This window comes from Brasilonema sennae CENA114 (assembly GCF_006968745.1).
Classification (GTDB): Bacteria; Cyanobacteriota; Cyanobacteriia; order Cyanobacteriales; family Nostocaceae; genus Brasilonema; species Brasilonema sennae.
Window position 1 is genome coordinate 765,166 of the sequence record NZ_CP030118.1, and the last position, 24,957, is coordinate 790,122.

Here is a 24,957-nt window from a genome sequence, read left to right on the forward strand (position 1 = left end):
GAGTTAAGAGTTTAAGCAAGTCACTCATAACTCATTGTTTATATCTCATTTATGTTTCGCCATTACCAAAGCGCTTAATCAAATCTTCAGGTCGCAGATTAGAAATAAATTCCCGAAAGGCTTGCTGTTCGGCTTCATCTGCATCCCGATCTACAGGGATAGAAGCATCCGCAATAACTTCTTCCATGACCCAAATAGGAGTATTTGTACGGAGGGCGATCGCGATCGCATCACTAGGACGCGCGTCTATTTCTTTCTTGACTTCGCCTTGCTTCACAATTAAAGCTGCATAAAATGTATCTTTTTGTAACGAATGAATGATGATCCGTTCCAAAACTATGTTCCATGCATCCAACATATTCACCATCAGGTCATGGGTTAGGGGTCTTGGAGGTTTTTGATTCTCCAGTGCGCCCATAATTGCCCTCGCTTGTTCTTGACCAATGTAAATTGGTAATGCACGGCGGTCTGAAGCATCTTTCAACAGTACAATCGGGCTACGGGTTATGGCATCTAATGCTATGCCAGCAACTTTCATTTCAAGCATTGGCTAAGCCTCTAAAATCCTTTGGGCGCTAAAGTTATGTGTAACAAATAGTACTTGTGTTGTCATGATTTTGGGGTTAAGATAAACATAAGTCTTCATTCTCTATAATTGCTTCTATTAAACTCCTAAATGGATGTGAACACCAGAGTAAGTCAAACAAGCCTAATTCGACAATAATCTACTTTCCTAGATGTGCGCAGTCATAAATATAAATTTTTTGAACTTTTGACATAAGATTTAGTCTGAAATTATACTGAAAGAAAATCAATATTTGTGAGAATTACTGGCTGCTTTTGGGCAAAAATAAGCAATAAAATAGAGTTAGTTTTGCAAAAAAGCCGTGTTTACAGGAATAATCCAAGCATTAGGAACAGTAAAACCTCTGGATGGGGATTCGTGGCAAATCACTTGTGTGACTCAGCCATCTAATGTCATTATGCAAGATTTAGCGACGGGTGACAGCGTTGCTGTAGATGGCATCTGCCTAACGGTAGAAAAAATTTTAAAAGATGGATTTATTGCTACGGCTTCACCAGAAACCTTGCGCCGTACAACACTAGGACAAGAAGAAACACAACAGAGGTACGTTAACTTAGAAGCATCCCTAAAAGTGGGGGGTAAAGTCGGCGGTCATTTCGTTATGGGACACGTGGACGGTATTGGTCAACTTGTGTCAGCACAAGCGACACAAACCTCTTGGGAATTGATTTTTACCGCTCCAGGTGCGATCGCCCGCTATATAGTTTCTAAAGGAAGTATTGCTATAAATGGCATCAGCCTAACAGTAGCCGATTATCAGCCTGAACTATCACAGTTTAAAGTAGCAGTGATTCCCGTCACTTACAAAGAAACTAATCTCCAACACATCAGTCCGGGTAGTTGGGTGAATTTAGAGGGAGATATTCTTGGCAAATACGTCGAAAAATTCCTTTGTTTTGGCAATCCGGATCTGGAAGAAGCTACACAGACAATTCCAAATGACATCACAGCTGGATTCTTAGTTGAACACGGGTATTTGTAAGTAAAAACAAACAAGGAGAAAAAGGAGCGAGGGACAAAGCAAGAAAAAAGTTAATGCTTAATGACTCTCTTGCTTGACTCCTTCACTCCTTGACTCCCACACTCTTCTAGTACACGGGCGCGCAAATAAAGCACTCATTCAAAATCAACGAAAAGCTTATGATCTAAGATTTTTGAATTTTGCGAAAAGTTTGCGCGTCCGGTGAGACAGCGCGAATGACGGCTCTCCCGACAGAGGCGACTGCGTAAGCGCAAGCGCACGCGGCTTGGGCGTAAGCGCAAGCGCACGCGGCTTGGGCGTAAGCGCAAGCGCACGAATCGAGCGTTCGCGCAGCGTCTCCGTAGGAGATACGCGTAAGCGTGTCCCTTTGGGACTTACAAAGTAGCGTCTGTGCAGGAGATACCCGAAGGGGTTTCCCGGCGCAAAACTTTTCAAGACGAATTTTGAATTCCGCGTTCGCGCAGCGTGTCCCCTTGGGACGAGCGCGGTACTAGCTACCTGGTTCTTGAGGAGTCTGAGATGTATGTAACGATTGCATTAATTGACCAAGAGCGTACTCTAATCGAGCGCCTGGATCAGTCGCAACCCATCCTTCAGGTGTGAGCTGGCGCACCTCAAAGTGCAAGTGGGGACCTGTGGACAAACCAGTGCTACCAACTTGTCCAATAACGGTTCCCTTTTGCACCCATTGACCTGGCTGAACAAAGATTTCTGACATATGACCGTAAAGAGTTTGTTGGGCGTTGCTGTGGTTAAGTATCACTGTCATACCGTAGCCGCCCAACCAATCAGCACTCTCTACTTTACCAGGGTAGGCTGCCAAAACAGGTGTTCCCATCGCTGCGCCGATGTCTGTACCAGAGTGGAAACTGCGATCGCCTGTAATGGGATGAGTTCGCCAACCAAACAAAGAAGTAATTGCAGAGGGGATAGAAAGGGGATACATCAATCCCGGACCACTTGCGAGTTTACCACCATAGACTTCACCGTAGTTTACTTGCGGCAATACTGCTGCTAGTGGAATGTCGTATGTGACATTACTGGGGCGAGGAGCAAGATTTTCTGCAGTCATTGGTGCGCTTAAGGTACCACCTAGTGGTGCGATCGGTACAGAACTCACTGTTGTCGGAGAGGAAAAGTCGGGGATAAACCGATTCGGGTGATATGTATCCTTACTCACACTTCTATAAGCTGTTTGAGAACTGCGATGCCTTACAGGAGTCACCGCACGAGAAACGCTCCTATGAGTGGGACGTTGCAGAGAGTTTTGTTCTTTTGTCTCAACATGCTTGACGGGCGGAACAGTTGCTAGTGTGGCAGGTTTACTTTTTCTAATCCAACTTGCTTTCTTTTGGGGTAATTCAGTATTAGACTGTTGTGTAACTACTACAGAATTCGGTGCCTGATACCTATTGGTAGCACCAACGTTGTATTCGCCTGGATCGATATAAGCGTTGTTGTAATCTTTTGGGGTGGAGTCATTACTAGAGGAGGCGGTGGGTTGCAAAAGTTCCCTCCAGTGTGCAAGGCGGCGTCGAACAGGTGAGTTGTTCTCTTGGGAAACCTGTTGTTGAGGTTGTTCCTTGCTCAGACTTATGTTGAATTGTGGAATATCTACAGATGGTCTTCTCTGTAACCTTGCTCTCCAGTTTGTCACACTTTCGGTACGTACAGAAACTTCCGCACGAGGTTTGAATTTTCTGATAGCAACCCCTGTTGGTGAATCTTGTGCACGACGTTTGTAATTCCGCAGAGCGACAGCAGGACTTGGTCTTTTTGCCTGAGAGAGTCTTTGTCTGAGTCTAACTCGGCGTTGAGAAAATTCGTCGGATTGTGATTTCGTCCCTTCTACTGCGGGACTACTATCTTTGTGTTCAAAAGTTTCTCTTTTGACTCTATTCGCCGATGATGCTGGTTGAGAGTTTTCAGTAGTGGGAACAATATTATCGATTGCGGATTCAGTTTGAGCAAAGACCAAACCACCATTACTCAGCAGCCCTATGCTGCCAAGCCAAGCGAGACTTTGTGCTGGGAGCGTAGACGCAAAGCGTCTTGTTGACAGACATTGCTGCCACAATTGATGCAAACGGTTCTCAGCAGAGTTATTGCGCTGCGTCATTGTTTTTTTGATGTTTTGTGTATTGTAGAGCATGAACTACCTATACTCGCATTCGGTGTGAGTATAGGTTTCGAGTCTCATTCGCTGTTGCTGTGTTGGGTATACTCATGAGTGAGTATTCGGAACCAAATCTGATCTAATTACGGTTAGTACATTGAATGAAACAAGAATCCCATCGCCCTTTTAGGCGTGGGAATGTCAAAGCTTCGGCTCCGCTCAGCTTTGACCCTGAGCGGAGCCGAAGGGTCAATTGGTTAATCAGATGAATGACAGTAACCCAAACTGATTGTACCGGGCTGAAGGTAAATTTCTGATATTTTTACTGATTTGTGTTCCGATGTTTCCATACGAACCCGAAGCTCCCCAGTATTTGCCACGCCAATGATAGTACCTACAGTGTTGTTAACATAGACTTTCTCACCTATGTTCATCAGCAACTCTAGATAACGATATATTAGTATATTGATTCCTTCTTGCAACAAGCACTGTATACCAGATTCGATTCCAATTAAAACTGTAGAAATAAGCGTTTCCAAACACGAGACGAATTTGGTCTGCTGATTTGCTTGCCACATTTGGAGATTAATTCCGGTTTCTGGTACAGGGTTTGCCCAATTTAACCCTACACCAATCACTGCTTGAGTGATGACACCCTTGTGTATTTTGGTTTCCGTCAAAATACCGCCAAGCTTTCGGCTGACTAAGATTAAATCATTAGGCCATTTAATACCAACAGGAACGTCGCAGTTTCGCAATTGTTGAGCAATTCCCCAAGCAGTAGCCAGGGTGAGTTGGTAGCTGTTGGTAGCATATAGTTTGGGGAGGCAAAAAGCAGTCGTATTTTCTGCTGCTTTATTACCGTTTGCAATAGCCACTGAAAGATATAATCCCCCAGCTGATGATATCCATTGACGACCCCATTGTCCTCTTCCTGCTGTTTGCTCAGTCGCAATCACAACACATCCTGGTTCAGCGCCTTGGGCGAGTAAGTCCCAAAGGATTTGGTTAGTTGAAGAAACAGTTTCAAAAAGATGTAGCGAAAATTGTAAATAAGGACTGTTGCGCCCTACTTGTAGAGCAGTTTCCAACTTTTGTTGATCCAATGCCATAGCAGTTTACCTAAATTTTCTAGTGCTAGGATAAATTGACTGCTATTGATGTTTGTTTTTAGGTTTGGTTAAAGATGCACGCTTGGCACTGGCGCACATGGGAAGGGTTACCCTATCTAACCTGTAGTCTATTGGAACCCTGGCATCATGGCTTTTTTACTCAGCAGTTTTCACCTAGTTATCCGTCAGAACTCACAAAGGTGCTGCATCCAGAAGCATCAGCTTATCGCTTAAAACAGGTACATGGCAATACTGTCCTGACTCCAAAAGAAATTGTCGCTCTTTTAGCTGAAGGTGGTGACAAGGTCGATGGAGAAGGTGATGATGCCCTTGTATCAGGAGATGGGTTAATATCCAATCAGCCTCTGCAAGCAGTATGGGTGGCTACGGCTGACTGCACGCCTGTACTAATTGCTGATGAGAAAACAGGACAAGTTGCAGCTGTTCATGCGGGTTGGCGTGGCACTGCGCTCAAGATAGTACCGCAAGCGATCGCCCGAATGCAAGCACAAGGTAGCAAACTTCAAGATTTGCGAATAGCGATGGGACCAGCGATCGCAGGTGAAGTTTATCAAGTCTCAGAACAAGTTGCAGCTGAAGTTGGAGCAACAATTATACCACATAACGACGAAAAAACAATTGTAGCTGCATTGTACAAGCTACCAAATTCACCTTTACTCAGCGATCCAAATCCAGAACGGGTACGGTTGGATGTGCGGCGGGTGAATACTTTACAACTTGAACAGTTGGGGATTAGTCCGGAACAGATGGCGATCGCCCCTTATTGTACTTATCAAACTCCAGAGTATTTCTTTTCTTACCGCCGAGAAAAGCAGAAAAAAGTGCAGTGGTCGGGTATTGTTAGCAATTACCTGTGAGTGTCTGGAACTCACCAATTGTTATCAGTGAGACGCCCATCTCATCTGTAACAGCGCATCAAAAATCTAGAGGACTGCGTACCCCTCGTCCAGCACAGCCCACAATTTAAAAAAAGCTCTCTCTCAACTCAAAGTGACCTTAGATTGAAAATGGCTAGAAGGAAAAAAACTCAAATCCTGGACAAAGAGTTTGAAACGCAAAAAGAACTAAAAGAATATGTTCAAAAAATTTTATACGCATACGAGCTAAACGAACTCTTGTCTCCTGAACACTTCCAATTTATCAGGTCGCTTCTCAATAATCATCCCGATTCCTACGAGAAAATTGGTGATGGTATAGAAAGCATCTGGATACAAGAAAATGTAGTCAATCGTGGAAAGTCGAGAGGTTTCTGGTTTCAACGTATAGATCGTTCAATCGATAACTTCAGTTACAAAGTATGTATTGAAAGTCCTCCATCAGTGACAAGTCATTTTCTCATGGCATGTAGAGAGGCTGCAGATAGTTATGTCAATGCTTATCGAGAAAAAACTTTTCAGGGGGTAGAAATATTGCAATGTCACACTACTGGTGACTCAATCACCTTAAAAGAATCATATGTCGCGCATTCACCTTTACACTTTAAAGAACTGGCAGAAGCATTCAGAAAAAACGAGGATTTAGTCTTATCGGAACAATTGTTCCAAGTTCATCGTGATGGTGATTTCGCTATGAGTTTTGCTGATGAAGCTCTTCGACAAAAGTGGATCAAATACCACTCTGAAAACGCTACCCTTGAGATTAGAAGCAAGAGCGTACTTGGAGTCAAAGTGTGAAACAGATGTGGCATAATCGCGCTGAGTTCACAACCATGTTATGTTTGGGGCGATCAATTTTGAATCAAAGCTACGTACCTCAGTTCACAGAGCGATATTGCTTAGGGTTATAATTTGAGGCAAGCGAATCCCAATTGGAACAATGACTACAGTAGCTATTTTGCCAATCTCTAATCCAAACGGTGAAAAGTCTTATCGCGCTATTGCGGGTAACAAGCAATCGGTTGGCAAAACTGCGGGGCAAGCCCTAGATGGGTTGACGGCTCAGTTAGGTGAAACTGAGTTCAGTGCGCTGCTCGTTATTCAAAGTTTTCGTCCCGATCCGTTCTTCAGTACAGATCAACAAAAACGGTTATCAGAGTTGATGAGTCTATGGCGGACAGCACGAGATCAAGGACAAGCGTTGCCGCCAGAGCAACAAGCAGAGCTAGATACTCTCGTTGATACTGAACTGAGAGCTGCAACAGCCCGGACAGCCGCATTAATGCAGCAATTGAGTCAATGAATTCTTATTACACAGTGGTTGCAGAACGAGCGAATCATCGTTGTGAATACTGTCATGCACCTGAACTCATATTCAACTTTCCGTTTGAAGTCGAACACATTATCCCGCTTTCTAGACAAGGTGCAGATGATGAGTCCAATTTAGCCCTTGCATGTCGCTCATGTAATCTCCGTAAAGGAACTCCCATCAGTGGCATTCAACCTAATTCAAATACTCAAGCTCGTTTCTTTCATCCAAGACAAAACCGATGGGATGAGCATTTCCAAGCCATTGTGGAGTTTGGTACGGTTATGGGCATCACTTCTATTGGAATAGTCACTGTGGAGTATTTGCAGATAAATAGCTCTTCTCAAGTAGCAGCACGACAATTATGGATTCGTTTAGGTTTATTTCCGTAAATGCGTGTTTCAGTCTAACACTGCGCTCCACCGGATTGCTAGTTTCAGCGTTGGCGTTAAACGTAGCTGCGCCTCCGGCAATCGCCCCTTATTGTACTTATCAAACTCCAGAGTATTTCTTTTCTTACCGCCGAGAAAAGCAGAAAAAAGTGCAGTGGTCTGGTATTGTTAGCGTTACTTCTGCTTAAATATCTACAATACTTGTTTCGCCACAATATCTATCAAATCATTATAAGATGATGTTTTAACAAAGTAGGAGCAAGCGCCTAAGCTAGCGGCTTGAACCAGATCATCTGGATCGTCGGAGATACTCATAACCAGAACTGGTAAATGTCTCAGCTTGGAATGCTGCTTAACCCATTCAAGTAAGTCAAAACCAGACATGTAGGGCAGCCTGATATTTGTCATTATCATCACTGGTAGTGGATAACACTCTCTGTCAGCGTAAGACTCTTTACCCGACAAGTAATTTACAGCTTCTTGCCCATTTTCAACGACTTGAAAAGATAGTGGTAAATTAGCGAATTCAAATGAGGCTAAGATCAGAAATCTTGTATCCGGCTCATCTTCGACTAATAAAATGGTTTTATATGCTTCACCCATTAGCAAAATACAACGTAAATACAATACTCTTCTATCTGCAGAGTAATTAATTGTGTTTATCCCTAACCTCCTCTGTGAGAATGAGTTAATGTTAAGTATTTATGTGCTAAAAAATACATTGTAGCGCTCGTCACACAAAAACTTAATAATCATATCCATCAATAGGTGGTTAAATATTCGTTGACATTAACTAAATATTATTAATAGTTGAGAAAACATCCACGTCATATCAATTCCTCTGTTGTTTGCTTCCATTTTCACAGGGGAATTTTTTTTTATCTATATTTTCTTTGTGATAAACAAGATAAAAATTGCAAGCACGTCTATCTAATACTATTTCATAAAATGCCTAATAACTCTTTGGGCCAAATTTAAACGGTATTACGTCTCTACTCAAGCACTCATAACTGATGAATCTTTCCAATATACTGTAACTCAGATCTTGCACCATAACTTTCGTCCGCCAAGAAATAAATTTCTTGGCTCAAAGTTCAAGTCCGTTAAAACGGACTGGATAAGTTTTTGAGGAGGCACTGCGTTGGGGAGGACAGTGCCGTGGGCGGGTTTCCCGACAGTCGCGCACCTGTCCGTTGAGCCAGTACTTGATGAGGGTTTCCCGACAGAGGTATCTGGTGAGACAGCGCTCTTTGGAGGGTCTCCCGACAGAGGCGACTGCGTAAGCGCAAAGCGCACGCGGCTTGGGCGTAAGCGCAAGCGCACGAATCGAGCGTTCGCGCAGCGTCTCCTACGGAGATACGCGTAAGCGTGTCCCTTTGGGACTTACAAAGTAGCGTCTGTGCAGGAGATACCCGATAGCCCTCCGGGTTCGCCAGTCGCCTGGCTGTCGGGAGACCCTCCCGCAGCGCTGGACTCACCGTAAGGCGTGGCCGTTCCCACTAGGGCGTTCGGGTTTCCCGACTTGTTCGCATGATTGCTTCTCCCAAGGGGAGACGCATGTGCCGTTCCGTTTTAACGGACTTGGGTTATTAGCCTTGAACTTGAGTTCAAGGCATACTATCGGTGAGGTGCAAGATCTCAGGTAAGTTATTTCAACGAAAGACCCACTGCTATAATGCGAAAGCGTTATAGCAGTGGGTGAAAACGAAATAGTTAAGATAATGTTCTTGAGTGTTAATGGATAAGCAGTTTACTACGCTTAGTTGTCAAAACAACCGCACTGAGTGACAAAATTGCAAGTACACTTGCTCCTTCAGGTACGGTAGCAACTCGAACAACTTTAGCATCAACCTGTACTATTCCACCCAAGCCACCAGCTAAGCTAGGGTTGCGAAGTATACCAGCAAATTCTGGAGAAAACAGCAATTTAACATTACTTAGGGTTAAGTCTTTGCCATCAAAAGCCAATTTTTCTGGAGTGCTCAAATCAAACAAAACTGTATTTAGAGACACTGTATCTTTTAGAAAAAGACCGCTGGTATTGTTGGTGGCACGTGTCGGGTCGTAACCAACTGAAAAGTTACCAACAGTAACTTGGTTATTGAAGGTAACAGTACCAGTGTGTTCGATTGTACCTAAAAGTGGAGTCAAACCATTCGCGTCGCTGAACGTGAAGTTTGTGGCTGGGGTAATGTTGAAGCCAACCAAAAAATTACTATTAATTGGTTGCACTGTATTATCCGTGCCTGTCAAGTTTAGCCCGATACTGCTGAGATAACTCAGGTCATGATAGACGCTAGTGACTCCAGACTGCACCTGATAAGTTGCAGCCTCTGCCCGTACGGGTGCAATTGATACAAAAGCGGCTATTGTGCCCGCAAGAATTGCTGGAACCTGGGAAAAACGCATAGAGACTCCTCTGCTAACTGTATAAGGTGGAACAGCGTATATTCACTTATAATTTATGTAACACAAAACAGAAAAAAAAACAGTAATTTATATTATTCTCTGGTTATTTTTATTACTCTTTTTCTTTTTTTTGTTGAACTGCTGTTTGTTCTGTCTACTTTTTCAGCTTTTCCTACTTTTCCTGAACTTTAGAAATAAAAAACCGCTTGACCAGCTAGCTTAGGGTTAATGCATTCAGAGTTCGTGGTGGATGATGTGGCTTCGTTAACTCATGAGCAAAACAAAGCGATACGGACAACAAGTCAGCAAGCGGGCTTATCGCAGCTCGTTGTTTAGAGTTAGTGATTGAGGCAGAGACTTATGAGTACACTACCATGTATTCAGAGTTTACAGAGACAATAACTTTAATAATTCTGCCGCTATTTGGGTTAAGGGTTGTTTGCTGTTGGTACATTAGAAAAACAGACTTCAGAAGATGCCCATATGAGCCAGACTACGACTAACCAGGTACGCTGGACAACTGCTGATTTAGAGCTGTTCCCAGATAACGGCAAGCGCTATGAAATTGTAGACGGAGAGTTATTTGTGACACATGCACCACATTGGGAACATCAACAAGCTGCTGACAATATTTGTACAGAGTTGAAACTGTGGTCTCGCCAATCTGGTTTGGGAAAAGCTGTCACGGCAGCTGGTATTATTTTTACTGATGCTGATAACGTCATTCCTGATGTGGTGTGGATTAGCAATGAACGGCTAGCATTGGTGATAGATGATGCAGGACACCTCACTGCAGCACCAGAGTTAGTGGTTGAGGTACTTTCTCCTGGCGACAACAACGAACGACGCGATAAACAAGTGAAGCTGAAGCTTTACGCTACTCAAGGCGTCCAAGAATACTGGATTGTTGATTGGCAGTTGCAGCAAATTCAGGTTTATCGACGGCAGCAAGCTACACTGGTGCTGGTAGCAACGTTAGTTATCAATGACGAATTAAGTTCACCACTCTTACCAAGGTTCACTTGTCCTATTGCCCGAATATTTAGTTAAACAAAAGCATTAATCATCAATTAACGCTTCCCTTAACACTTCACGGTGAATCAGCGCTCTATCGACTAAATACTGAATTTTTTCTGCTGACAATGGATCGCCATTGGCGTAATGTTCCATCCATGTTGTGCTAATGAAATTAGGATCATCTGGCAAATTAGCCAAATCCCAACCAGGCATATCCACATCTTCCATCAATCGATTTACCTTGGGATCGTAACTCAACGCAAAGCAGCGACAACCTTCACTTGCTGCCATAATCAAACTATGCAGGCGCATTCCAATTGCCATTTCCACACCGCGAAACACTCCTTTTAAAAGTTCCGGTTCTTCCAAGCACAAAATTTTGCTAACATCTTTAAGTTGCGGTTGAATCGCTTGGGCGATCTCTAAATCTTCACTCTTTTGAAATGGCAACAATAATATAAAGGTTTGTGTGGCTTTTTGAAAATCAACCAGTGCGCGAGTTAGGTTAGCAAGGCGTGTTTGGGTTAACTGGGGGTGATTTCGCAAAGTCACCGCCACTCTGGGGGCGGGTAAATCCCAAAGTCCAGGAACTGGTTTGCTTTGTAGCGCCCAAACTGGATCAGGAGCTAAGATAAAAGGAATTTGCCAATCAGTGAGTAATGCAGCAGAAGCGCGATCGCGCACACTCACTTTTGTACAACCACCAAAATTTTGCTGTGCTAACCAACGCGTGACAGAACGCCTCAAAGGACCAATTCCTTGTCCCCAAGCAATGGTTTTTAAGCCCATTTTTTGAGCTAATGTCATGATTAGCCCATAATAAAATGGACTCACGGCACTGGTTGTATCTTGAATTAAGCTACCACCACCCCAAATAAAGGCATCACAGGAGCGCAAAGCTTGTAGTACGGTGAAAGGTGCCATGCGATCGCACGCTTCCACACCATAGCGACTGTTAGTTTCTTCTGGATTGCCAGAGAGAACCACAGGTGTGACTGATGGTGGTAGCATCTGTAAAAGCGTTGCTAACAAAGCTTCGTCGCCACCATTTCCTTTACCGTAATATCCAGACAGTAGTACCCGCATTTTTCTTCTGATTTTTAATTTATGACTTTTGACTCTTGACTTTTTGACTTTTATGAACGCTCTTTCGATTCCGACTTGGATTATTCACGTATCTAGTGTTATTGAGTGGATTGCCGCTATTTGGTTAATTTGGAAATACGGTGAAGTCACTGGTAACCGTACTTGGTGGGGATTGTCTTTTGCTATGTTACCTGCTCTGGTCAGCGCCATGTGTGCTTGCACTTGGCACTATTTTGATAACCCAGAATCTCTAGAATGGTTGGTAACACTGCAAGCTAGTATGACTTTATTGGGTAATTTTACCCTTTGGGCTGCTGCAGTGTGGATTTGGCGTTCCACTAAGTCTGCCGAAACTGCAAATAATCCCATCTCCACCAAAACTATAGAATCAAAGCAATGATTTCAAAAGAAACCCTGTTTGCCCTTTCCCTGTTTCCCTACTTGGGTTTCTTGTGGTTTCTCAGCCGCAGTCCGCAAATGCCCCGTTTGGCACTGTATGGTTTCTACGGTACTCTTGTCTTTGTCGCCGTCACCATTCCAGCGGGGATTTATGCTCAAGTGCATTATGGAAAGTCTTTGGCAAATGTTGATTGGCTGCACGGAAGCGCAGAATTTTTCTTGACACTTGCTAATATTTTGGTTGTGCTGGGTTTTCGGCAAGCTATTATTCAGAAGCAGCAGGCAAACCCCTCTACTTCTGCCAAGCAGGATTTGTCATCTTCCACTCTTTCTCAGGAGTGAAATTGCCAAATCATCATTTTCATGAAACCTGAAAAGAACTGTAAGCGAAATTTTTTCAAAACCTGGAAAAATCATTCATGTCATTGCAAATATCTTTAGCAATTAAGTTTTTGTGCCGTTTTCTGTTGTGTATATCAGGCTGTGCAGTATTTTTAACTTTTGATAGTCTTTTTAGTTCATCTTCTAGTTTTGCTGCTGAAAAATTTGTGATCCGGTATGGATTTTTTGAGCAGTCACTTCCTGTGGAAGATTTACGTACGTATGCCGAAACTCAGCAGGTTTCTTCCGAACTCAAATCTTTCCTGAATTACTTGGATCCTAAACAGCAACAGATGTTACAACAGGCTCTTCAGGTAAAAATGTCTCTTGATATTGTGGCTGTGGATAAGCTACTAGACACACAACTTGGCAAAAGACTTTTAGCTGTGGTTTCCAAGGGCATTGCACGTCGTGATCAAGCTGGAATACAGGCATTAAGAGCTGCTGTTATCCTGGGAACAAATTCAAAAGAAGGTCTTGGAATCATCAGCTTTCTAGAAGCCTATCCCAGTGACAAACTAGTCGTGGATGTGCCTGCAGCATTAGAAATTATGAAGAAATCCAATTTTTCTTCAAATTCACCTAATGTACCACCAAAAGATAATCTCAGTTCTACACCTATATGGCAAATCGAAACCCAGTATCAGATACTAGCAAGCCAAGGTAAGCAATTCTCAGGTTGCTTATTTGGAGATTCTGTTTCTGCTGAACTCGGGAATTCTCTTGGTGAGGGGACTTTTAATTTTGCCTTAAATGGATTGAGTGCAATTTCGTTAGTTGAACAACTGAAACTTTTAGCTCCTGCTAATGTGAAGTGCCAAAAAACTATAATTGCTATTGGTGGAAATGATGCTTGGTATGGACTTAGCAATGAGTTATTTACCGAAAAACTCAAAGAAGCTATTTCCTTAGTCAGAGCAATGGGAACTAAAGAAATTTTTCTGATTCCTGCTTTCTACTCAACAGTTGCTGCGAGTATTGATCCGAGTGTCTCAGCCCCATTGGCTAAAGTGGAAGAAATAAATACTGTGATGAATCAAGTTGCAACAACAGAAAATGTGCCAGTTGAATCATCCGGTGTACAACCTTTATATGAAAATAATGTTTTAAAAGACAATTTAACGAGTGATGGCGACCATCTCAATGCTGAAGGTATAAAGATTTATCGAAAAGCGTTATTAGATATATTAGGGACTGGTTCGCCGAAGAAAAATTGACTTGGGGAAGTCACGCATTCAATCGTTACACCATCTTTTGCCAGACGTACTTAGGGATGTAAATAGACATCGCACAATTTTCAAGCAGCGGGGTAGTTGGTTGTACACAACTTGTACATTAACTAATTATTTGTCAATTTAACAAAATATTGTCACATAACGTGCAAATAACTGAAATCCTGCTGTAATCAAGGTTATGGCAGGTTTTTGATTATTAGACTTCTCACAACCTCTGTTAATCCCGATTAACAAATTAAATGTCTAATAGCCGAATTTTAACAATTTAACTGTCACTTTACAGGGACAAGAAAAATTACCGAGTTTTGGAAAACTTAACAGATTAAATGTCACTCTGCATAGTCTGCGTAGTTATAATATACATATGTGTTTCAATTAAACAAATATGTATATGCAGGAAGCTCCTTCTTCTAAAACACCTGCAAACTCAAATAGCACTCTCACCGAAGCAAATGTCATTGTGTCGGAACTTTCGGATGAGGCGAAGTTGAAAATGGAGGTGATTCAAAGTTTGCTCTCAGCAGGCGATCGCACTACATACGCTGAACGGCTCAAGGAAGCAGCAGAAAAACTTGGCAAATCAGTACGCACAGTTAGGCGTCTAATTGATAAGTGGGAGCAAGAAGGTTTAGTTGGGCTAGTTCAAGGTCAACGAGCTGACAAAGGAAAGCACCGAGTCGATGAAAACTGGCAAGAGTTTATTTTGAAGACCTATAAGGAGGGTAATAAAGGCAGTAAAAGAATGACTCGCCAACAGGTAGCCGTTAGAGTTAAGGCGAGAGCAGATGAACTAGGGGTGAAGCCTCCTTCCCACATGACGGTCTACCGTGTTTTGAAACCCTTAATTGATAAGGAGGAGAAAGCTAAAAGTATTCGCTCTCCCGGTTGGCGTGGTTCGCGGCTATCAGTGAAAACCCGTGATGGGAAAGATTTACAAGTAGAACATAGTAACCAAGTTTGGCAATGCGACCACACCCTAGTTGATGTTTTATTAGTAGACAGCTCAGGCAAAATTCTTAGTCGTCCTTGGTTAACAACGGTTATTGATAGTTATTCGCGCTGCATTATGGGGATTAACTTGGGCTACGATGCACCAAGTTCGACTGTTGTGGCTTTAGCGCTGCGTCATGCAATTTTGCCCAAGCAATATAGTTCAGAATATGCACTTAATGAAGAATGGGGTACTTCTGGTTTGCCGCAACATTTTTATACGGATGGGGGTACCGTTTTGGGAAAATGTCGGGGGAAGATTTTAAGCGGACGGTGGATATTTGGGAGAAGCAAATTTTAAAGTTACCAGTTGCTTCCAATCTTTCGAGTAAGACGATGTTGAAGACTTTGGGAGAAGCGACGGGTGGCTATATCGGTTTGATGGATATGATTTTGCGAGAGTCTGCGATTCGGGCTTTGAAAAACGGACTACAAAAGATTGACTTAGAAACTTTGAAGGAAGTTGCTACTGAATATAAGTGATGGAAGCGGAAGATATTAAACCCTGGTTGTTTCAAGTTGAACCATTGGAAGGGGAAAGTTTGAGTCATTTTTTGGGACGCTTTCGACGGGCAAATGAATTAACGCCTACTGGGTTAGGTAAAGCTGCGGGACTTGGGGGAGCGATCGCACGTTGGGAAAAGTTTCGCTTTAATCCTCCTCCTTCTCGTCAGCAGTTGGAGGCGTTAGCTACTGTGGTGGGGGTTGATGCCGATAGGTTAGAGCAGATGTTGCCACCTGCTGGAGTGGGGATGAAAATAGAGCCAATTCGGTTGTGTGCGGCTTGTTATGCCCAGTCACCTTGTCATAAAATTAAGTGGCAGTTTAAGGTGACGCAGGGATGCGCGAGCCACAATTTAAGCTTGCTGTCTGAGTGTCCTAACTGCGGGGCAAGGTTTAAGGTTCCGGCGTTGTGGATGGATGGATGGTGTCACCGGTGTTTTCTGAACTTTGTTGAGATGGTTGGATATCAAAAGCTCGTTTGAGAACCCATTCTATGCTGGTACAGCTTTTGCCCTTTCTTTAAAGCTTTGAAAGTCTATTACTCTTGAATTTTGAGCCGCTTCCCAAATGTCCTTAACAATATCGATCAATGGTGGTATTACCAGTAAAACATACTGACCTATTCCCTTATTTTTTTTGCTGGCAACTTTTAAAGCTGTAGGCATATTAGCGCCAAAGTCAGACCAGTCTTGCTCTATCCAAAAGACTTCATCTTCGACAACAACTAACTGTTTATTTCTCAACCTGTTGTCGTATTCACTTTGGTCTAAAAATTCGATTATTTTTCTGACTGTCTGCAAAGAGACATCTTCTTGTCTTAAATTTCGGATAGCACGAATTTCTAAAAGCTGCTCCCAACTAAAAACCACAGTAGGTCTTCCGCTGTTCGTTCCATATCTGTAAGGAATAATTAGACCTACTTTTTCTAGATAAGCAAGTCGGCTAGATGTGCAGCCTGTCAACTGCATTGTCTCTTTTCTTGTGAAACCCATCATCTGGCTCATAGCAGCTTGCCTTCCCCTTGCTTTCTAGAATTTAGTTTTTAACCTCCATAGGTTTTAGCTAGTCTCATATTGTACCAAATTCTTGAAATTATCTAAAACTTAATATTTCTTAACTACCTTTTTGACAACTATATTCTACAAAATAGCCATTTTTGTAGAACACAGTGTTAGTATTGAGTCGTATTTCTAGAAAGGAGGTTTTTTTAATGGACGACAAACTGTATAAACCTGGTGATAAAACTCCTACCAGTGGACAGTACGAAGTAACTGGTCCGCGTGGTGGTAGTAAGGGGCATGAGATTACCTCCACGCAAGGTAATCCACTACCCCCTACTCCAGAAGCTAACCAGCGGTACAGACTAGTTGATCCAACTAAACACAAGAACCAGTAAGCTCTACGGGCTGTCCTGATTCACTGCTAAAGGCTCATCAGTTAGCGGCTGGTGAGCCTTTAGTCTACTTTAGCTAATCAGAACTCTCCTTTAAATGCTTTATCAAGTATGGAAGGTAGCAGTGAATCAAGTTCTTTCATAGCTTCTTCTCTCAGTCGTTTTATTGTGTCTACCTTGGCTTGAAGTTCATCAAGGTAGGCGACGATGCGGCGTTGTTCCGGGATAGGTGGGACTGGAATTTTGAAATTTAAAAGCTTTAGCGTTTCTAGTTTCCGTGTATCATGTGTAGACTTTTCTACTAGTTCCAGAAGTAAGTCATTTAGGGAGATCCAAATAAAAAAATACCCAACCTTCAATAACTAGTTGGTGTACGAGTTGGCGCGTGGAGGTCGTCAAGCGCCCGAAGGGCGTAGGACTTGCGTTGGGTATTTTTTTTCTTGTAAGTGCCTTAACCCTCAAAGAACACAGCATAAGTATAAAGAGGATTACCAAAGTAACGATAAGTGTCAACGTTATCATCCCGTAGCGGTTGTGTCTCCCACCCCGCGTCCTCTAACTTTGGCTCAACATACTTACGACAGGTATTAGCTTCATTGCTCATAGTTATTTACTTCGCTGCAAGATTTTCGCTCCTTAACCGCCAACTGCTGATAAATTACGTCCAACCATACAGGAATCACAGATTTACCTTCATCTAGAGATGTGATCGCCTTTTCTCGGTCAAACTCCATAAGTAAAAGCGTTCGTTTTTTCCCATCCCATAGCAACATAAAACGCCTTCCCTTACCTGAATTAAACAAATCCGGCTCTTGGTCTTTCAGCTTTTTAAGGGTTTCACTGGCTAGTTCAAAACTTAACCCCGTAGACAGTAAATATGCCATTGCTGCCAGTTCAACTATATTAGCTTTTGAGTAATAAATACTACGCCCTGTTCCCGTCTCACTGATAACGGGAACAACGACACCCTTTTCACGCCAGTACTGGAGTTGACGCAAGGTGCAGCCTGTGATTTCAGCCGCCTGTTTACTCGTAAAAAACGTTTCTTGCATGAAATCATTGTAGACACAGCGGCGAATCAAACATTTATGTTATTAGTGTACATATATGTTAGTAAGCGTATGAGCCAGATTACTATTCAGTGTCGTTTAGTAGCAAGCGAATCTACCCGCCAACAGCTATGGAAGCTAATGGCAGAGAAAAACACGCCACTGATTAACGAACTGTTGCTCAATGTGCCTCAACATCAAGACTTTGAGACTTGGCGACAAAAGGGTAAACACCCGACTGGTATTGTCAAAGAATTGTGCCAACCTTTGAAAACTGACCCTCGTTTTATCAGTCAACCAGCACGGTTTTATGCAAGTGCGATTGCCACAGTGAATTACATCTACTTTTCTTGGTTGGCACTGATGAAGCGGTTACAGTACAAACTAGAAGGCAAAACTCGCTGGCTAGAAATGCTTAGAAGTGATGAACAATTGGTAGAAGCCAGTGGTGTTACTTTAGACAGCCTTCGTATAAAAGCTAATGAAATCTTGGCTCAATTGAGTCCACAGTCTGCTCTAGTGGAAGCTAAGGAGAAAAAAGGTAATACAGTCAAAAAGACCAGAAAATCTCAAAATTCAGACAACAATCGCAGTTTATCTGCAACTTTATTTCAGGCTTACCGCGATACAGAAGACATTTTAACTCGTTGCGCTATTAGTTATTTGCTCAAAAATGGCTGTAAAGTCAGTGATAAAGAAGAAGACCCGGAAAAATTTGCTCAACGTCACCGCAAGATTGAAATTCAGATTGAACGCCTCCGAGAACAGCTAGAAGCTCGAATTCCCAAAGGTCGAGATTTAACTGATACCAAATGGTTAGACACTCTATTCGTCGCTACTCATCAAGTTCCTAACAATCAAGCACAATTCATATCTTGGCAAGACAGTCTTTTAAGGCAATCAAGTTCTGTGCCATTTCCAATTGCTTACGAAACCAACGAAGATATGACTTGGTTTAAAAACCACCAAGGACGCATCTGTGTAAAATTCAATGGATTGAGCGAGCATACATTTGAGGTTTATTGCGACCAACGTTATCTGCACTGGTTTCAACGCTTTCTAGAAGACCAACAGATTAAGCATGAAAGTAAAAACCAACACTCTAGTAGCTTATTCACCCTCCGTAGCGGACGCATTACTTGGTTCCAAGAGGAAGGTAAACGTGTTCGCGGTAGCGCGGCGGCAGCCGTACCTTGGAACATTCACCGCTTGAGTCTCTACTGTTGTGTAGATACCCGTCTGTGGACAGATGAAGGAACAGGACTGGTTAGACAAGAAAAAGCAGAAGAAATTGCCAAAACCATTACTAAAACAAAGGAAAAAGGCGACCTAAATGAGAAACAGCTAGCCCATATTAAACGCAAAAACTCCACCTTAGCAAGAATCAGCAATCCGTTTCCGCGTCCAAGTAAACCTTTACACAAAGGTCAATCCCACGTTCTTGTGGGTGTAAGCCTCGGTTTAGAAAAACCTGCAACAGTAGCGGTAGTGGATGCCACAACAGGTAAAGTCCTTATCTACCGCAGTATTAAACAGCTATTAGGCAACAATTACAAACTTTTAAACCGACAACAAAAGCAAAAGCACTCCTTATCCCACAAACGCCAAATCGCCCAAACGCTTGCTGCACCGAATCAATTTGGAGAATCAGAGTTAGGACAGTATGTAGACAGATTACTGGCGTCTGAAATTGTGGCGATCGCCCAAACTTACTCTGCGGGAAGTATCGTTCTCCCCAAGTTGAGCGATATGCGGGAGCAAGTTCAGAGTGAGATTCAAGCCAAAGCCGAACAAAAATCAGACTTAATAGAAGTTCAACAAAAGTATGCCAAAGAGTACCGAGTTAGCGTCCATCAGTGGAGCTACGGCAGATTGATTTCTAGCGTTCAAAGTCAAGCAGCTAAAGCTGGAATTGTCATAGAGTCTGCAATACAGCCGATTCGAGGTAGTCCACACCAGAAAGCGAAAGAATTAGTGATCGCAGCTTACCATTCCCGTCAAAAAACCTGATTGACAAAATACCGAACCTTGAAAATAAAATAAGAGTTAGTAATAGCGCCGCAGTTCATGCTTGTTACAAGCCTCTGTACTGTGTAAATGTGGGTTAGTTTGACTGTTGTCAAACAGTTTTGCTTTCTGACCCTGGTAGCTGCCCACCTTGAAGCTGCTATCCCTTGTGGATAGGAATCAGGTGCGCCCCCAGTAATAGAGGTGCGGGTTTACCGCAGTGGTGAGTCCACTTGCCGGGGAGATTTTCTTTCCGGCAAAGTGGCGAACCCGAAGGGTGGCTACTGAATCACCTCCGAGCAAGGAGGAACCCACCTTAATTATTTTTTTGGCGAATCGAAGCGGAGTCAATTTCCCTGGGGTTGCTGCCAAATCTTCAAATCTGTTTGTTGGCAAGGTTTCTAGGTTGTTATCTGTCACTTGATTTACTTTTTTAAGTTTCAAGTAGCGAGTGATTTTGGTTGGTTTGCCAAAAGTGCTTCTAGAAGTCTTGATAAATAAAGGGTTTTAGGCGCGGGGTTTCAACGCCCCTCGACGCTTGAGGCGGGTTGAAAGTTGCATGATTTTGTTAGTGAAGATTTTCAAAAGCAGATGTTTCAACGCCCCTCGACGCTTGAGGCGGGTTGAAAGTCTTTGAGAGAAAGAAAATGAGAATCGCCCATCCCTGTTTCAACGCCCCTCGACGCTTGAGGCGGGTTGAAAGCATCCGGACATTCCCTCTCCTCTGAATAAGAGGGAAGTTTCAACGCCCCTCGACGCTTGAGGCGGGTTGAAAGGACAAATGGTCTATTTTGGAACGTCAGCCCACCTTGAGGTTTCAACGCCCCTCGACGCTTGAGGCGGGTTGAAAGTCAAGAAATTTGGCACGAAATTTACCGTCGATTCTTTGTTTCAACGCCCCTCCTAGTAGTCCACCAAACTAATTTTGCAGGGTGATACCGATTATTGATAAGCTACTTCCACGGTTTAGAAGGTGGTATAATCGTGAAAAAATACATAGTGGACTTAAATGAGACTGAGATTTCCCAACTGCGATCGCTAACTAAAACAGGTAAGCATAAGGCACGAAGCATCACCCGCGCGAACATTCTTCTAATGGCGAGTGAGGGTTATTCAGATAACGTGATCGCTTCTACCCTACGAATTAATGTTTCAACTGTCGAGCGCACGCGTGAAAAATTTGTGCTTGGGGGATTGGAGTATACACTTCAAGACCGCCCTCATCCCCCGAAGCCTCGTAAACTTGACGGTAAGCAAGAAGCCTTTCTTGTTGCTACAGCCTGTTCGACTGCACCTGAAGGACGAACGCGTTGGACAATGCAGCTTTTAGCAGACCAACTCATAAGCCTTGGTGTTGTCGATTCTATTTCTGACGAAACAGTGCGTCAAACTCTAAAAAAAACGAAATCAAACCGTGGTTGAGAGAGCAATGGTGTATTCCAGAAGTGAATGCAGAGTATGTTTTGCGGATGGAAGATGTATTAGATTTATACAACGAGCCTTATGACCCCAAGCGCCCAGTAATTTGTTTTGATGAGACCCCATATCAACTTGTAGAGGAGATTAGACAACCATTACCTCCCGAACCCGACCAGCCCGAGCGTTATGATTACGAGTATAAGCGTAACGGTAGTGTTAATATATTTGCGTATTTCCAACCTTTGGCAGGATGGCGGCATATTGAAGTTACGCAACGGCGTACAAAAGTAGATTTCGCAAAGCAAATGAAGGATTTAGTTGATGTTTACTGCCCAAAAGCTGATGTTATTCGCTTGGTAGTCGATAACCTTAATATTCACAATCCTGCCGCCTTGTATGAAGTTTTTGAGCCACAAGAAGCACGCCGGATTGTTCAAAAACTGGAATTCCACTATACGCCAAAACACGCAAGGAGCGTTAAATCAAGTAGAGATTGAATTATCCGTTTTGTCCCGTCAATGCTTAGAGCGACGAATTCCACAAGCACAAATGTTAAAATCTTAAATTCTCGCTTGGGAAAAACAACGTAATCAAGAACGGGCAAGTGTAAACTGGCGCTTTCAAACTACAGATGCACGGAACAAACTTGAGCGGTTATATCCTTCAGTTTAACCCTGCAAAGTTTCCTTGGTGGACTACTAGCTTGAGGCGGGTTGAAAGCTATGCTTTTGAAGCTGGCAAACGTTGCACACCTGAGTTTCAACGCCCCTCCTAGCAAGAGGTGGGTTGAAAGTCCATTCAAAGAAAAGAGGAAATCACGCTCACAAACCGTTTCAACGCCTCTCCTAGCTTGAGGCAGGTTGAAAGAGAAGCTGTCTTGATTCTGTTGTTTAAACGCGCATGGTTACAACAAACCTTCCGCATAGGGGCAGGTTAAAAGAGCATTACTATGTTCCGCAAGCTAGGCTCAAAATTCCAATATATTCTTTAAATATAGGTGGGTTGAAAGAGGTCACGAGTTCAATCTTCTTCGTTGAAAGTAGAATTAGAGAATGAACTCAGCAATGTTGACATTTAATTCGTTAAAACTAGTAATTATTTGTCGATTAAGCGTGGAAGTCTGGTAAAGTGACAATTATTCTGTTAACACTGACACTAACTTGTTAAAAGTGACATCAATCTGTTAACAGTGACAAATAATTAGTTGATGTACACAACTGCTGCCGAAGGATGTGATTTTATAGAAAGCCCGTGACGAGGATTGAACTCGTGACCTCACCCTTACCAAGGGTGTGCTCTACCACTGAGCCACACGGGCAACGTTTAGTTTTGAGAAATGAGTATTGACTACTCACAGATTCGTTAGCTTTTCGCAGACTCAATACTCAACACATAATATTGAGATTTGAGATGGGCCGAGCTAGATTCGAACTAGCGTAGGCGTTAGCCAGCGGATTTACAGTCCGCCTCCTTTAGCCACTCGGACATCGACCCATGTTGTCCACGACTTCTTATGTTATCACAATACTTTTAAATTGCAAGCTCTTTTTGAAAAAAAAGTCATAGGGCACAGTTAAGCCATCCCATACCCTACAACCTGTGCCCTAGCTTACGAGTTCACCTGTTTCTTGCAGTGAGTGCAAGCGGCGGTAAATTCCTTTGTGGCGCAAGAGTTCGTCGTGGTTACCTATTTCTACAATCCTGCCCTTATCCAGAACCACAATTTTATCTGCTTCCCGTACTGTACTCAGACGGTGGGCAATGATGATTGTAGTACGGGTTCCCAGAATTGAGCGCATTGCTAGTTGAATAGAACGCTCTGACTCGTAGTCTAAGCTGGAAGTCGCTTCGTCAAAAATCAGCACGTCTGGTTCCATAACTAATGCCCTAGCAATTCCTAAGCGCTGTCTTTGTCCACCAGACAACCTCACACCCCTCTCACCGACTACTGTGTAATAGCCTTCAGGTAGGTGCTGTATGACTTCATCTAGTCTGGAGATTCTACAGGCTTCTTGAACCTGCTTAAAACTAGCATCAGGCTTCCCGTATCTCAGGTTATCCAGCAAGGTTCCGTTGAAAACATCGACTTCTTGGTGAACTATAGCCAGTCTTCGTCTATAGCTTCCGACATCAAGGCTGCGAATATCTTGACCGTCAATCAGAATTTGACCTTGTTGAGGTTCAAAGTACTGCAAAAGCAGCTTCACTAAGGTAGACTTACCAGAACCAGAACGACCGACTAACGCTACTGTTTGATATGGCTCTATCAAAAGATTGATATCTTCCAAAACTGGACGTTCAGATTGATATCCAAAACTGACGTGTGAAAACTCGACTTTCCCTGTAAATTGGTAAGGATTATTTGCAATGTTTCGCTCTTCTAAAAGTCCAACTCCATCGACTCTGATTGGGACTTTGAGGAACTCGTGAAACCGCATCATTGAAGGATAGCGACGGGCAAAAACCTCCGCTAGGACGCTGATAGGTTCCAACTCGGCATAAGCCATGCTGGAAAGAGTTAAAGTCATGACAAAGTGACCTAGGGAAATTTGACCTTTTACTGTCTCCACCAACGTCAAACCTAGCACTGTAAAAACACAAAACTGAATCATAGTTTTTTGCCAGGTATTGAGCTTGACATAACCTTTGTGGATACGAGTTTCAATCACCCTCAGTTCACGAATCAAGCGTCGTTTTTGCCGTTGTAGTTCTTTTGCTTCAGTAGCAAATGCTTTGACTGTTTTGATATTGGAGATGATTTCGGAAGTCCGACTTTCGGTATCTTCCATGTATTTATCCAGGCGGTTTTCGCGCCAAATCAATTGCTGCAATTTTCTTAAGGTAAAGCTTAGGATAATGACAAAGGAAATGAGATAGAGAACCGCAACTCGCCAGTCAACAAACCAGATGAACACAAAAATTCCCAATACGCGGAACAGTTTGGGAATCAACTGTCCAGAAATCTCAGGATAACTCCAGGTGTGGTTGGTGACACCTCTTGCGACTCGTCCGGCAATGCGTCCGGGGTTGTTTTCATCATAAAATTCTAGTGGTAGAGTAAGAATTTTCTCAATCGCTTTTTGGTTCTGATCACGACGTGCTCTTAAGGCTATATCCCAGTGAAACCAAGTCGTTAGCCAAGGCTGAGTCGGCGCTTTCAACACGGTGACAAGAAAAATTAAACTCAGCAATACACCCAACTCTAGAGGTTTATTGACTGGGTTATTGGTTAGCTTTGAGATTGTGGCAATCACTCCTTCAAGTGGTTTATCTAATGGTTGATTAGACAAAACGTTTAAAATTTGCCCAATCCCATAAGGAACAACCAAATCAATAACCTCGTAAATGCTGGTTGCTGCGATACTGAAAATACTTAGCGACCAGTAGGGACGGAAATAGTTGAGAATATCTCGAAAATTTGCCATGATGCACCTGCCCTTGGAGCGCTAGTCTATAACTCCTGAAAGCTTATACTACAATTATACTACATTGCAGTCAATAGTTAAGAATGGTAAATCATCCTTTAGAAGGAGTTGAGTTGCGAGGAGTTATTGATTTCAATACCATTTCACGATCGGACCTGATACAAATGATTCATCTCTAATTCTTTCCTCCTGCTCTCTGTTAAGAGTTAAGCGTTCCCTATTCCCTGTTAAGCGTTCCCTGTTAAGCGTA

25 protein-coding genes, 2 tRNA genes, 2 pseudogenes and 1 CRISPR repeat array are annotated in these 24,957 nt (G+C 43.0%); of the genes and pseudogenes, 16 read left to right on the forward strand and 13 right to left on the reverse strand.

What is annotated here, in order from left to right:
* Positions 1–49 precede the first annotated feature (49 nt).
* Positions 50–547: a bifunctional nuclease family protein gene (locus DP114_RS03180; protein WP_171975437.1), complete on the reverse strand. Its 498-nt coding sequence runs from the start codon at positions 545–547 to the stop codon at positions 50–52.
* A 340-nt stretch (positions 548–887) separates the two neighbouring features.
* Between DP114_RS03180 and DP114_RS03185 the strand changes: the two genes are divergently transcribed.
* Positions 888–1,568, forward strand: a complete 681-nt coding sequence (locus DP114_RS03185) for a riboflavin synthase (protein WP_169267116.1) — start codon at positions 888–890, stop codon at positions 1,566–1,568.
* Positions 1,569–2,058: 490 nt separating this feature from the next.
* Here the strand turns inward: DP114_RS03185 and DP114_RS03190 are convergent, their stop codons facing one another.
* Positions 2,059–3,687 carry a M23 family metallopeptidase gene (locus DP114_RS03190; protein ID WP_171975438.1) on the reverse strand — a complete coding sequence of 543 codons (1,629 nt, stop codon included), beginning with the start codon at positions 3,685–3,687 and terminating at the stop codon, positions 2,059–2,061.
* A gap of 254 nt (positions 3,688–3,941) precedes the next feature.
* Entirely contained in the window at positions 3,942–4,796 is an 855-nt protein-coding gene (locus DP114_RS03195; protein ID WP_169268748.1) for a biotin--[acetyl-CoA-carboxylase] ligase, read from the reverse strand.
* A 74-nt stretch (positions 4,797–4,870) separates the two neighbouring features.
* Here DP114_RS03195 and pgeF point away from each other — a divergent pair, with 74 nt between their 5' ends.
* From pgeF to DP114_RS34650, 5 genes and pseudogenes are all read left to right on the forward strand, one after another.
* A complete protein-coding gene (gene pgeF / locus DP114_RS03200; protein WP_171975439.1) occupies positions 4,871–5,674 on the forward strand; it encodes a peptidoglycan editing factor PgeF in 804 nt (267 codons plus the stop codon).
* A 150-nt stretch (positions 5,675–5,824) separates the two neighbouring features.
* Positions 5,825–6,490: a DCL family protein gene (locus tag DP114_RS03205; RefSeq protein WP_246163489.1), complete on the forward strand. Its 666-nt coding sequence runs from the start codon at positions 5,825–5,827 to the stop codon at positions 6,488–6,490.
* Positions 6,491–6,632: 142 nt separating this feature from the next.
* Positions 6,633–6,995: a hypothetical protein gene (locus DP114_RS03210; protein WP_171975441.1), complete on the forward strand. Its 363-nt coding sequence runs from the start codon at positions 6,633–6,635 to the stop codon at positions 6,993–6,995.
* On the forward strand, positions 6,992–7,393 hold the full coding sequence (locus DP114_RS03215) for an HNH endonuclease (RefSeq protein WP_171975442.1): 402 nt from the start codon (positions 6,992–6,994) through the stop codon (positions 7,391–7,393). The genes DP114_RS03210 and DP114_RS03215 overlap by 4 nt, the downstream gene beginning before the upstream one ends.
* 77 nt (positions 7,394–7,470) lie before the next feature.
* A pseudogene (locus DP114_RS34650) lies at positions 7,471–7,581 on the forward strand (peptidoglycan editing factor PgeF); the annotation flags it as partial.
* A gap of 4 nt (positions 7,582–7,585) precedes the next feature.
* Here the strand turns inward: DP114_RS34650 and DP114_RS03220 are convergent.
* The gene (locus DP114_RS03220; RefSeq protein WP_171975443.1) at positions 7,586–7,996 is read right to left on the reverse strand and encodes a response regulator; all 411 of its coding nucleotides are present in this window, start codon (positions 7,994–7,996) and stop codon (positions 7,586–7,588) included.
* 1,131 nt (positions 7,997–9,127) lie between these two features.
* Positions 9,128–9,802, reverse strand: a complete 675-nt coding sequence (locus DP114_RS03225; RefSeq protein WP_171975444.1) for a hypothetical protein — start codon at positions 9,800–9,802, stop codon at positions 9,128–9,130.
* Positions 9,803–10,285: 483 nt separating this feature from the next.
* Between DP114_RS03225 and DP114_RS03230 the strand changes: the two genes are divergently transcribed.
* On the forward strand, positions 10,286–10,852 hold the full coding sequence (locus DP114_RS03230; RefSeq protein ID WP_171975445.1) for a Uma2 family endonuclease: 567 nt from the start codon (positions 10,286–10,288) through the stop codon (positions 10,850–10,852).
* A gap of 9 nt (positions 10,853–10,861) precedes the next feature.
* On the opposite strand, the gene csaB is transcribed toward DP114_RS03230, so the two are convergent.
* Positions 10,862–11,905 carry a polysaccharide pyruvyl transferase CsaB gene (gene csaB, locus DP114_RS03235; RefSeq protein ID WP_171975446.1) on the reverse strand — a complete coding sequence of 348 codons (1,044 nt, stop codon included), beginning with the start codon at positions 11,903–11,905 and terminating at the stop codon, positions 10,862–10,864.
* 52 nt (positions 11,906–11,957) lie between these two features.
* On the opposite strand from csaB, the gene DP114_RS03240 reads away from it, so the two are divergent.
* The 6 genes from DP114_RS03240 to DP114_RS03265 all read left to right on the forward strand — a co-directional run bounded on the left by DP114_RS03240 (position 11,958) and on the right by DP114_RS03265 (position 15,896).
* Entirely contained in the window at positions 11,958–12,305 is a 348-nt protein-coding gene (locus tag DP114_RS03240; protein ID WP_171975447.1) for a DUF2499 domain-containing protein, read from the forward strand.
* On the forward strand, positions 12,302–12,646 hold the full coding sequence (locus DP114_RS03245) for a DUF3593 domain-containing protein (RefSeq protein WP_171975448.1): 345 nt from the start codon (positions 12,302–12,304) through the stop codon (positions 12,644–12,646). The genes DP114_RS03240 and DP114_RS03245 overlap by 4 nt, the downstream gene beginning before the upstream one ends.
* Positions 12,647–12,723: 77 nt before the next feature.
* A complete protein-coding gene (locus DP114_RS03250) occupies positions 12,724–13,902 on the forward strand; it encodes an alpha/beta hydrolase (RefSeq protein WP_171975449.1) in 1,179 nt (392 codons plus the stop codon).
* Between the two features lie 409 nt (positions 13,903–14,311).
* Entirely contained in the window at positions 14,312–15,211 is a 900-nt protein-coding gene (locus DP114_RS03255) for a helix-turn-helix domain-containing protein (protein ID WP_246163043.1), read from the forward strand.
* Positions 15,212–15,246: 35 nt separating this feature from the next.
* Positions 15,247–15,393 (forward strand): hypothetical protein, encoded by a 147-nt coding sequence (locus DP114_RS34655; protein WP_246163044.1) that lies wholly within the window; start codon positions 15,247–15,249, stop codon positions 15,391–15,393.
* A complete protein-coding gene (locus DP114_RS03265; protein ID WP_169266284.1) occupies positions 15,393–15,896 on the forward strand; it encodes a TniQ family protein in 504 nt (167 codons plus the stop codon). The genes DP114_RS34655 and DP114_RS03265 overlap by 1 nt, the downstream gene beginning before the upstream one ends.
* Positions 15,897–15,905: 9 nt before the next feature.
* On the opposite strand, the gene DP114_RS03270 is transcribed toward DP114_RS03265, so the two are convergent.
* Positions 15,906–16,418 (reverse strand): MerR family transcriptional regulator, encoded by a 513-nt coding sequence (locus DP114_RS03270; RefSeq protein ID WP_169266285.1) that lies wholly within the window; start codon positions 16,416–16,418, stop codon positions 15,906–15,908.
* A gap of 206 nt (positions 16,419–16,624) precedes the next feature.
* Here DP114_RS03270 and DP114_RS03275 point away from each other — a divergent pair, with 206 nt between their 5' ends.
* A complete protein-coding gene (locus DP114_RS03275) occupies positions 16,625–16,810 on the forward strand; it encodes a hypothetical protein (RefSeq protein ID WP_169266286.1) in 186 nt (61 codons plus the stop codon).
* Positions 16,811–16,887: 77 nt separating this feature from the next.
* Here the strand turns inward: DP114_RS03275 and DP114_RS03280 are convergent, their stop codons facing one another.
* The 3 genes from DP114_RS03280 to DP114_RS03290 form a co-directional block, all read right to left on the reverse strand.
* Positions 16,888–17,166 (reverse strand): restriction endonuclease subunit S, encoded by a 279-nt coding sequence (locus tag DP114_RS03280; protein ID WP_171975450.1) that lies wholly within the window; start codon positions 17,164–17,166, stop codon positions 16,888–16,890.
* A 92-nt stretch (positions 17,167–17,258) separates the two neighbouring features.
* Positions 17,259–17,411 carry a hypothetical protein gene (locus DP114_RS03285; protein ID WP_169266277.1) on the reverse strand — a complete coding sequence of 51 codons (153 nt, stop codon included), beginning with the start codon at positions 17,409–17,411 and terminating at the stop codon, positions 17,259–17,261.
* Positions 17,401–17,859: a MerR family transcriptional regulator gene (locus DP114_RS03290; RefSeq protein WP_169266288.1), complete on the reverse strand. Its 459-nt coding sequence runs from the start codon at positions 17,857–17,859 to the stop codon at positions 17,401–17,403. Before DP114_RS03290 ends, DP114_RS03285 begins: the two co-directional genes overlap by 11 nt.
* A 69-nt stretch (positions 17,860–17,928) precedes the next feature.
* Here DP114_RS03290 and cas12k point away from each other — a divergent pair, with 69 nt between their 5' ends.
* Together cas12k and DP114_RS03300 are read left to right on the forward strand one after the other, a co-directional pair.
* Positions 17,929–19,866, forward strand: a complete 1,938-nt coding sequence (cas12k, locus tag DP114_RS03295; protein WP_169266289.1) for a type V CRISPR-associated protein Cas12k — start codon at positions 17,929–17,931, stop codon at positions 19,864–19,866.
* Positions 19,867–20,381: 515 nt separating this feature from the next.
* A CRISPR array of direct repeats spans positions 20,382–20,714; the repeat unit is 37 nt; unit sequence GTTTCAACGCCCCTCGACGCTTGAGGCGGGTTGAAAG.
* A gap of 130 nt (positions 20,715–20,844) precedes the next feature.
* Positions 20,845–21,954, forward strand: a pseudogene (locus DP114_RS03300) (IS630 family transposase).
* Between the two features lie 574 nt (positions 21,955–22,528).
* Here DP114_RS03300 and DP114_RS03305 read toward each other — a convergent pair.
* The 3 genes from DP114_RS03305 to DP114_RS03315 form a co-directional block, all read right to left on the reverse strand.
* Positions 22,529–22,600: transfer RNA gene (locus tag DP114_RS03305), tRNA-Thr, on the reverse strand.
* A 93-nt stretch (positions 22,601–22,693) separates the two neighbouring features.
* Positions 22,694–22,776: transfer RNA gene (locus tag DP114_RS03310), tRNA-Tyr, on the reverse strand.
* 110 nt (positions 22,777–22,886) lie between these two features.
* A complete protein-coding gene (locus tag DP114_RS03315) occupies positions 22,887–24,707 on the reverse strand; it encodes an ABC transporter ATP-binding protein (RefSeq protein WP_169266290.1) in 1,821 nt (606 codons plus the stop codon).
* Positions 24,708–24,957 lie beyond the last annotated feature (250 nt).